The organism is Actinacidiphila rubida, assembly GCF_900110255.1.
Taxonomy (GTDB): domain Bacteria; phylum Actinomycetota; class Actinomycetes; order Streptomycetales; family Streptomycetaceae; genus Actinacidiphila; species Actinacidiphila rubida.
Genome location: NZ_FODD01000067.1, coordinates 19,402 through 27,581, shown reverse-complemented (window position 1 = coordinate 27,581; position 8,180 = coordinate 19,402). Strand labels below are relative to the sequence as shown.

At 74.8% G+C, this 8,180-nt stretch carries 8 protein-coding genes; 4 read left to right on the top strand and 4 right to left on the bottom strand.

Annotation, left to right across the window (positions count from 1 at the left end; all coding sequences use genetic code 11):
- The first annotated feature begins 329 nt into the window (after nucleotides 1-329).
- The 3 genes from BMW99_RS36735 to BMW99_RS36725 all read left to right on the top strand — a co-directional run bounded on the left by BMW99_RS36735 (nucleotide 330) and on the right by BMW99_RS36725 (nucleotide 3,531).
- Entirely contained in the window at nucleotides 330-767 is a 438-nt protein-coding gene (locus BMW99_RS36735; protein ID WP_075018311.1) for a gamma-glutamylcyclotransferase, read from the top strand.
- A gap of 159 nt (nucleotides 768-926) precedes the next feature.
- Nucleotides 927-1,736, top strand: coding sequence for a purine-nucleoside phosphorylase (locus tag BMW99_RS36730; RefSeq protein WP_069464407.1), 810 nt, complete (start codon nucleotides 927-929; stop codon nucleotides 1,734-1,736).
- A 109-nt stretch (nucleotides 1,737-1,845) separates the two neighbouring features.
- A complete protein-coding gene (locus BMW99_RS36725; RefSeq protein WP_075018310.1) occupies nucleotides 1,846-3,531 on the top strand; it encodes a phospho-sugar mutase in 1,686 nt (561 codons plus the stop codon).
- Here the strand turns inward: BMW99_RS36725 and BMW99_RS36720 are convergent.
- Both BMW99_RS36720 and BMW99_RS36715 read right to left on the bottom strand, forming a co-directional pair.
- Nucleotides 3,497-4,717, bottom strand: coding sequence for an MFS transporter (locus tag BMW99_RS36720; RefSeq protein WP_069466862.1), 1,221 nt, complete (start codon nucleotides 4,715-4,717; stop codon nucleotides 3,497-3,499). The two genes, BMW99_RS36725 and BMW99_RS36720, sit on opposite strands and share 35 nt — an antisense overlap.
- A gap of 843 nt (nucleotides 4,718-5,560) precedes the next feature.
- A complete protein-coding gene (locus BMW99_RS36715) occupies nucleotides 5,561-5,917 on the bottom strand; it encodes a sortase family protein (RefSeq protein WP_075018309.1) in 357 nt (118 codons plus the stop codon).
- Here BMW99_RS36715 and BMW99_RS36710 point away from each other — a divergent pair.
- Nucleotides 5,907-6,314, top strand: coding sequence for a hypothetical protein (locus tag BMW99_RS36710; protein ID WP_143080610.1), 408 nt, complete (start codon nucleotides 5,907-5,909; stop codon nucleotides 6,312-6,314). The two genes, BMW99_RS36715 and BMW99_RS36710, sit on opposite strands and share 11 nt — an antisense overlap.
- Here the strand turns inward: BMW99_RS36710 and BMW99_RS36705 are convergent.
- Nucleotides 6,290-7,144: a phosphate ABC transporter ATP-binding protein gene (locus BMW99_RS36705; RefSeq protein WP_079138740.1), complete on the bottom strand. Its 855-nt coding sequence runs from the start codon at nucleotides 7,142-7,144 to the stop codon at nucleotides 6,290-6,292. The genes BMW99_RS36710 and BMW99_RS36705 overlap by 25 nt on opposite strands.
- Nucleotides 7,145-7,182: 38 nt before the next feature.
- Nucleotides 7,183-8,103 carry a sortase gene (locus BMW99_RS36700; RefSeq protein ID WP_079176313.1) on the bottom strand — a complete coding sequence of 307 codons (921 nt, stop codon included), beginning with the start codon at nucleotides 8,101-8,103 and terminating at the stop codon, nucleotides 7,183-7,185.
- Nucleotides 8,104-8,180 lie beyond the last annotated feature (77 nt).

The following is an 8,180-nucleotide window of genomic DNA, read 5'->3' as shown; positions in this document are numbered from 1 at the left end:
ACGAACCCGTATGCACATTTCCGAGGAGACGCTTCCGGAGCGCCCCCGACCCCACGAACAAAGGGCACGCACACCAGGGGCGCGAGGAACTGCGCGAACAACCACGACGAGACCGGCAGACGGCAACGCACCGCAAGGGGCAGGACGAGCCCCGCAGGGGCGCGGGGAACTGCGCCACAAGCCACGACGGCGCGGCACACGGCAGCGCGCAGCGCGCGGCACCCCGGAGCCCGAACCGATCCACCGGCCGGTGGACGGCCGGACAAGCCCCGGGGGCACCCCGTAGGCGGAACCCAGCAAGCCCCGGGAGCACCCCGTACGCTCGGAGCATGTCGCTCTACGCCGCCTACGCCAGCAACCTCGACGCGCGGCTGATGACGCGCCGCGCACCGCACTCCCCGCTGCGCGGCACCGGCTGGCTGATGGGGTGGCGGCTGACGTTCGGCGGCGAGCAGATGGGGTGGGAGGGCGCGCTGACCACGCTGGTCGAGGACACCGCCGGCCAGGTCTTCGTCGGGCTCTACGACCTCGCGCCGGTCGACGAGGAGTCGCTGGACCGCTGGGAGGGCGTCCCGCTGGGCGTCTACCGGCGCACCACGCTGCGGGTGCACACGATGGAGGGCGACGTCCCGGCCTGGCTGTACGTGCTCAACGACTACGAGGGCGGGCTGCCCTCGGCCCGCTACCTCGGCGAGATCGCGGACGCCGCGGAGTCCGCGGGCGCGCCCCACGACTACGTCATGGAGCTGCGCAAGCGGCCCTGCTGAGCCGCGTGCACGGGCCTCGGCACCGCCCGGGGTCCCCCACGTGGCCGCCGCCGCGGGGGTGACCCGACCGGCCCGTCAATGGTCGGAAGATCCGATTCCCGGACCCCACTCGAGGCGGTCGTCTACGCGCGTAGGCCATCACGGGTTACCCTCATGCCCGTGAACGCTTCCGTGAACCCCGATCCCTACGCCGCGGCCGACGCCGCCGCCGCCCGCCTGCGCGAGCTGACCGGCGCCGAGACCCACGACGTGGCCCTGGTCATGGGCTCGGGCTGGGTGCCCGCCGCCGACGGGCTCGGCACCGCCGACCACGAGATTCCGGTGACCGACCTGCCGGGCTTCCCGGCCCCCGCGGTGGCCGGCCACGCGGGCACCCTGCGCTCGGTGCGGATCGGCGGTGTCCGCGCCCTGGTCTTCCTGGGCCGCACCCACCTGTACGAGGGCCGCGGCGTGGCCAGCGTCGTGCACGGCGTGCGCACCGCCGTCGCCGCGGGCTGCAAGACCGTCGTGCTCACCAACGGCTGCGGCGGGCTGCGCCCCGGGTTCCGGCCCGGCCAGCCGGTGCTGATCAGCGACCACATCAACATGACCGCCACCTCCCCGATCGCCGGCGCCCGCTTCGTGGACCTGACCGACCTGTACTCCCCGCGGCTGCGGGCGCTGTGCAAGGAGGTCGACCCGACGCTGGAGGAGGGCGTCTACGTGCAGCTGCCCGGGCCGCACTACGAGACGCCGGCCGAGATCGGCATGGTGCGGGCGATCGGCGGCGACCTGGTCGGCATGTCCACCACGCTGGAGGCCATCGCGGCCCGCGAGGCCGGCGCGGAGGTGCTGGGCCTGTCGCTGGTGACGAACCTCGCCGCCGGCATGACCGGGGCGCCCCTCAACCACGAGGAGGTCCTGGAGGCCGGACGCGAGTCGGCGGTGCGCATGGGCACGCTGCTCGCGCAGGTGCTGGGACGCTTGTAGGACCGGCGGGCAGGGCAGGCAAGGGCAGGGCGGGCAACGGCCGGATCGGCGGCCCGCTCCGCACGCCGGGGCAGCGGACCGGGCGGGCGATCACTTCGCGGAGGACACGATGGACGAGCTGCTGGCCCGGGTGCGCACCTGGATCGACGAGGACCCGGACGCGGAGACCAGGACGGAACTGGAGCGGCTGCTCGCCGGTGCCTCCGAAGGTTCCGGGGACGCCCTCGCGGATCTCGCGGAACGCTTCTCCGGGACGCTGGAGTTCGGCACGGCGGGGCTGCGTGGCGAACTGGGCGGCGGGCCGCGGCGGATGAACCGCGTCGTCGTCATCCGTGCGGCGGCCGGCCTCGCCGGATACCTGTCGGCGCGCGGTGGCGGCCTGGTCGTGATCGGGTACGACGCCCGCCACAAGTCGCGTGAGTTCGCCTACGACACCGCGGCGGTGATGTGCGGAGCCGGCCTGCGCGCGGTGCTGCTGCCGCGTCCACTGCCCACCCCCGTCCTCGCCTACGCCATCCGGCATCTCGGCGCCGCGGCCGGCGTGATGGTGACCGCCAGCCACAACCCCCCGCAGGACAACGGCTACAAGGTCTACCTGGGCGACGGCTCGCAGATCGTGCCGCCCGCCGACGCGGAGATCGCCGCGCAGATCGCGGCCGTCGGCCCGCTGGCGTCGGTGCCGCGGCCCGAGTCCGGCTGGGACGTGCTCGGCGACGAGGTGCTGGACGCCTACCTGGAGCGCGCCGCGGCCGTCGTACGGCCCGGCGGCGAACGGGACGTGGCCGTCGTCTACACGCCGATGCACGGCGTTGGCCTGGAGACCCTGGTCGCGGCGTTCGCGCGGGCCGGCTTCCCCGTGCCCGCCGTCGTCCCCGAACAGGCCGATCCCGACCCGGACTTCCCCACCGTCGCGTTCCCCAACCCCGAAGAGCCCGGGGCGATGGACCTGGCGTTCAAGACCGCGCAGGACGGCGCCGCGGGCCGCACGCCCGACATCGTCATCGCCAACGACCCGGACGCGGACCGCTGCGCGGTCGCCGTCCCCGACCCCGCGGCCGACGCGGGCTGGCGCATGCTGCGCGGCGACGAGCTGGGCGCGCTGCTGGCCGCGCACCTCGTGCGGCGGGGCGCCGCCCGGCCCGGCCAGGACGTGTTCGCGGCGAGCATCGTCTCCTCCTCGCTGCTGTCGCGGATCGCGGCCGCCGCCGGCCTCGACTACGAGGACACCCTCACCGGTTTCAAGTGGATCGCCCGCGTGCCCAACCTGCGCTACGGCTACGAGGAGGCGCTCGGCTACTGCGTCGACCCCGCGGGCGTGCGCGACAAGGACGGCATCACCGCGGCGCTGCTCGTCGCCGAGATGGCGGCGGAACTGCGCACGCAGGGCCGCGGGTTGACGGACGTCCTGGACGACCTCGCCGTCGAGCACGGCCTGCACGCCACCGACCAGCTCTCGGTGCGCGTCGCGGACCTCTCCCTCATCGCCGACGCGATGGCGCGGCTGCGCGCCGACCCGCCGGCCACCCTCGCGGGCCTGACCGTCGTCTCGGCGGAGGACCTCCAGGAGGGCGCGGGAGGGCTGCCGCCCACCGACGGCCTGCGCTACCGCCTCACCGGCGACGGCGTCAGCTCCGCCCGCGTCGTGGTCCGGCCCTCCGGGACCGAGCCGAAGATCAAGTGCTATCTGGAGGCCGTCGTCCCCGCCGCCCGCGCGGACCTCGCCGGGGCCCGCGCGACGGCCGCCGCGACGCTGTCCGCGCTCAAGGCCGATCTGGCAGCGGCGGCGGGCCTGTAGGGTCCGGCGCGCGCGTGCCGCAGGCGCCCGCCACGGCCATCGCGAGCCCGCACACCGCCACGACCGCGAACCCCGCGTGCGCGCCGGCCGCCTCCACGACCCGGCCGCACGCGGCGGCCGCGCACGCGGAACCGGCCGCGCTGAACGAGTTGAGCCAGGTGAACGCCTGTGTGAGCACGCCGCGTTCGACGGCGGCCCGCGCGAGCACCGTGCACAGGATGAGGATCACCGGCACGGCCGATCCCGTCACCGCGACGGCCGCCCCCACCGCCAACGCAGAGCCGGCGACGGGCATCACGGCCGTCGCCGCGCCCAACAGCAGTGTCACCACCGCGAGTTGAGCGGCCGGCCGCCACTGCGGGCGGCGCCACCCGTAGAGGCAACTCACCAGCACACCGGCCAGGTTGGACACGGTGAGCAGCACGGTGGCCGCCTCCGGGGTGCCGCGGTCCACGGCGAACGCCGTCACCGCGACGGGCAGCGACCCGAAGAACCCCCCGATCGCGACGTTCACCCCCACGACCACCGCGAACGCCCGCCGCAGCAGGAACCGCCCCGCCCCGCGGGCGGCCTCGCCGCGCTCCGGCGTGGGCGACGAGGCCCGCTGCGCGGCGAGGGCCAGCCCGCCGGCGACCACCGCCGCCCCGGCGACGGCGGTCCCCACGACGGCGTGCCCCGCCGCGCCCAGCACGCCGACCAGCGCCGGGCCGGCGAGGTACGCGCCGGCGTTGGCCAGCGACTCCAGGGCGTACGCGGTGGGGAGTTCGGCCGCGCGCCCGTCCTGCAGCAGGAACACCCAGCGGGCCGCGGACAGCGCGCCCAGTTGCGGAATCGTGGCGCCCACGAGGACGCCGGCGGCGACCAGCGCCCCGCCGGGCGCTCCCCGCCCGGCCAGCAGCACGAGGGCCGCGACGGCCGCGGCGTGCGCGGCCAGCACGGCGGGCAGCACCCGGCACTGCCCGAACCGGTCGATCAGACGGGCCGCTTGCGGCCCCGCCACCGCCTCCGCGACGGCGAACGCCCCGGTGACGAGGCCGGCCGTGGCGAACGAGCCGGTCTGCTGCCGCAGCAGCCAGAACAGTCCGAGGCTGGTCATCGCGACGCCGAGGCGGCCGACGAGGCTGGCCAGGAAGAAGGGTGCGGCGCCGGGCGTACCCAGCACCCCCCGATACGCGGACAGAAGCACGACGTGTCCCTCGTGCTGCCGGGCGGGGCGGACCGTTCCGGGTCGTCGGCGTCCGGATCACCGACCCTCGATCATCGCCTGAAGCCGTCCACTGTCGGCGGCGAGCGGGGACACGCGCTCGGCGCCGGCTTCGTCACCGGGCAGAAGTTTCCCTCAACAGAGCCGTTCCCTACGACCCTCGCGCCACGCTACCGCCAACGGGGTGCCAACGGGGTGCCCCCGGGGCTGATTCGGCCTGCACCGCGCCGTCGTGGTTGCTCGCGCAGTTCCGCGCGCCCCCTGCGGCATCCGGGGTGCCCCGCGCTGCGCGCTGCCGTCTGCCGGTCTCGTCGTGGCTTGTCGCGCAGTTCCCCGCGCCCCTGGCGGTGCAGGTTCGTGGGTGGGGTCAGGGGCCACTCCGGGTGTGTCTCCTCGAACTGTGCGTGCACCGATCTCCCGTTCGGCTGGGCGGGTGGATGCACAGTTCTGCGGGGACACACCCGGATCGTCCCCTTCCGGCCGGTCCCCGTCTGCGGGAGGACAGAGCTTGGCCGTGTCCCATGTCCCCCGCGGCACGGTGGATAAGCGGGAGGGGGTGGGGAGGAAGTGCTCCCCGCAGAGAAATGTGCGTGGTCCCCGGGTGCGTCGGTGGAGGTACCCGTATGCACATTTCCGAGGAGACGCTTCCGGAGCGCCCCCGACCCCACGGACAAAGGGCACGCACACCAGGGGCGCGAGGTCCCCCAGCCTTCGGCCGGGAGGTGCCCCCAACGCGAGCAACCACCCACCGGCCGGTGGACGGCAACGCACCGCAAGGGGCAGGACGGAAGCCGAACCCAGCAAAACCCGAGGGCACCCCGTCGGCTACTCCATCGTGAGGTAGCTGAACCCCGTGTCGGGCCCGACGCATGTCTGGAGGGTGAGGTCACCCCAGTAGAGCCCGTTGTCGGGACCCCCTTGGCCCGGTTCGACATAGTTCGCGTAGACGCGGTACGTAATGGTGCCCTGCGGCACGTCGAGGGTGACACGGGTACCGACGGGCAGCGGCGCGAGCCGCTCGAAGCCGCAGTAGTCGTGGCCGACGATCACCGTCGTGCGCATCGCGTACCCGTCGGCCTGCAGCGGGTCGGGCCCGCTGAACAGCACTGCGGCCCTGCACTGGTCGATGGTCGACTGGTCGCCGTGGACGACGGGCCGCGACCACGCGCCGATGCGCAGCACTCACGTGCCCGGCGGGTACACCGTCCCGGTGGGACGCGGCGTGGCGGCCCGCCGCGGCACCGCGCCCTTGCGCGGACCCGTGCGCGGCGGCTGCGGCGACGGCAGCGGCGGCGCGGTGGTGCGCGCGGGCGCCCGCGCGGCCGGGACCCGCCGGACGGGCGGCGACGACGGCGGGGACGGCGGGGACGGCGACGGCACCGTGGTGGCGACCGGCGTCGAACCGGCCTCCGGCAGCGGCCGGTTCGCACCCGCCGCGGCCGGCGCCGCGGACGGCGTCCGGACCGCGACCGGCCCGCCGCACGCCGCCAGCATGGCCACGGCGGGGACCATGACCGCCACCCGGACCCTCCAGGACCGCACGGAGTTCCCCCCTCAGCCGAAGCGCCCGTTGACGTAGTCCGAAGTCCGCTCGTCCGTGGGGCTGTTGAACATCGCGTCGGTCGGCCCGTGCTCCACGATCACGCCGGGGGTGCCCTGTTCGGCGAGGAAGAACGCGCAGGAGTGGGAGACGCGGGCGGCTTGCTGCATGTTGTGCGTGACGATCACGATCGTCACCTCGTCGGACAGCTCGCCGATCGTCTGCTCGATGCGGCGGGTGGAGGTCGGGTCGAGCGCGGAGCACGGCTCGTCCATGAGCAGGACGCGCGGGCGCACCGCGAGGGACCGCGCGATGCACAGGCGCTGCTGCTGGCCGCCGGACAGCGCGCCACCGGGCTGCCGGAGCCGGTCGGCGACCTCGCGCCACAGCCCGGCCTTCGTCAGGCACTCCTCGACCAGGTCGTCGCGTTCGTTGCGGCCGGCCCTGACGCCGTTCATCTTCAGGCCGGCGAGCACGTTGTCGTAGATGCTCATCGCCGGGAAGGGGTTGGGCTTCTGGAAGACCATGCCGATCTCGCGGCGGGCCTGGGTGATGCGGCGGCCGCGGTCGTAGATGTCCTCGCCGTCGAGCAGCACCTGCCCGGCGAGCGAGGCGGTGCCGATGAGTTCGTGCATGCGGTTGAGGATCCGCAGGAAGGTGGACTTGCCGCAGCCGGACGGGCCGATGAGCGCGGTGACGCGCTGCGCGGGCATGGACAGCGAGACCCGGTCGAGGACCTTGTGGTCGCCGAACCAGGCGGAGATGTCGCGCGCTTCGAGCGACGCGGAACGGGACGCCGCCACGGGGGCGTGCGGCGCCGGACCGCCCGGGACGGGCGGGAGCTTGACGGTCTCGTCGGTGGTCGACATCGGGTGGTGTTCCCCTCGGAAGTGCGTGAGCGCGGTGGTCAGAGCAGGTTCGGCAGCAGCTCGGTGGCCGCGCCGGACAGGGCGACGACGATCGCGACGAGGACGGGGACGCCGGCGATCCAGGTCTGCCAGCGGCCCCAGCGGCGGAAGGCCCAGGTGGCGGCGACGACGACGATCAGCAGCGCCTGGAGCCACAGCATCACCGGCAGCCAGGCGGACGGGTCGCCCTCCAGCGGGCGTTCCGCGGTGGAGATGAGGCCCCCGGCGGCGGGCGCGGGCTGCGCGGTGCCGACCAGCGTGGCGTCGACGCGCAGCACCCCGTGCGGGGTGTAGGCGCCGCCGGTGGCGGTGATGAGCGTGAGCCGGCCCTGGCCGTTCTGCAGGGCGGCCGGTGCGGGGTCGCCCGCCCGGCGGATGCCGGTGACCTGGTAGTGCTGCTGGCCCTGTCCGGTGGTGACGGTGATCGGGTCGCCGGCCTTCAGCTCGTCGAGGTGGTTGAACGGGCTGCCGTAGCCCCACTGCCGGCCCAGGATCGTGCTGGTGCCGGGCTGTCCGGGCAGCGGGGTGTTCCGCAGGTGCCCGGGGCCCTTGGTGAGCACGCCCGACGTGGTGCCCTGGAAGACGACCTCGCGCAGCTTCAGCGCCGGGATGTGCAGCACGGCGACGGGCGAACCGCTGGGCACCTCCTTGCCGTTCATGTCCAGCCGGCCCACCGGCGCGGTGCCCTGGGCGAGTTCGGACCGCAGCTGGTCGTAGCCGCTCTGCTGCGCGCGGGCGTGCTCGATGTGCCCGAGCACGGTGAGGTTGGCGGCGAAGCCGAGCAGCAGCACGGCCAGCAGCGTCAACGCGGCGCCGGGGAGGACGAAGCGCAGGTCGGCCTGGCCGCGGCCGCCGGGCGGCGGCGCGGCCGGCTCCTGCGGTGGCGCAGCCGCCGGCTGCGTCGGTGACAGTACGGCCACGGGTGGGCTCCTTCGCTGCGGACTCGCGGTGCGGGGTCGGATCGGTCCGGTACGCCCGGGGTGGACGTCCGGTGCGG

Excerpts from the sequence above, each read along its gene's own strand:
- BMW99_RS36725 (WP_075018310.1), top strand. The coding sequence starts at position 1,846 with ATGGACGAGCTGCTGGCCCGGGTGCGCACCTGGATCGACGAGGACCCG.
- BMW99_RS36735 (WP_075018311.1), top strand. The coding sequence starts at position 330 with ATGTCGCTCTACGCCGCCTACGCCAGCAACCTCGACGCGCGGCTGATG.
- BMW99_RS36710 (WP_143080610.1), top strand. The coding sequence starts at position 5,907 with ATGCGCAGCACTCACGTGCCCGGCGGGTACACCGTCCCGGTGGGACGC.
- BMW99_RS36705 (WP_079138740.1), bottom strand. The coding sequence starts at position 7,144 with ATGTCGACCACCGACGAGACCGTCAAGCTCCCGCCCGTCCCGGGCGGT.